This is a genomic window from Streptacidiphilus sp. ASG 303 (assembly GCF_020991365.1).
Taxonomy (GTDB): domain Bacteria; phylum Actinomycetota; class Actinomycetes; order Streptomycetales; family Streptomycetaceae; genus Peterkaempfera.
This window is the reverse complement of sequence record NZ_JAJLRA010000106.1, coordinates 1-394: the sequence shown is the minus strand read 5'-3', so window position 1 is coordinate 394 and position 394 is coordinate 1. Positions and strand designations below refer to the sequence as shown.

1 pseudogene is annotated in these 394 nt (G+C 71.1%); it reads right to left on the bottom strand.

Going from position 1 to position 394, the window contains the following annotated elements:
• Positions 1–229, bottom strand: a pseudogene (locus tag LO771_RS30115) (2-oxoacid:ferredoxin oxidoreductase subunit beta); the annotation flags it as partial.
• Between the last annotated feature and the right edge of the window lie 165 nt (positions 230–394).

The following is a 394-nucleotide window of genomic DNA, read 5'->3' as shown; positions in this document are numbered from 1 at the left end:
TGTTCATGTAGTACGGGAAGCGGGAGGAGCAGCCGATGCCGGAGACGAAGCAGACGTTCTCCCGGGCCAGGCCGAGCTCGGGCATGAAGGACTGCACCGCGGCCAGGATGGCGTAGTCGCCGCAGCCCGGGCACCAGCGGACCTCCTGGTCCGTCTTGAAGTCCCGGGCGGTCTGCGGGGCGGCGGCCCTGGGCACCAGGGGCAGCAGGGCGGTGGGGCGGTCAGCCACGGCCGATCGGTCCTTCCGTGAGGTGTGCGGTGATGGCCTCGGCGAGCTGCTCGGCCTTGAACGGCATGCCGCTGACCTGGGTGTGGGAGCGGGCGTCGACCAGGTACTCGGCGCGGATCAGCCGGGCGAGCTGGCCGAGGTTCATCTCGGGCACCACCACCCGGT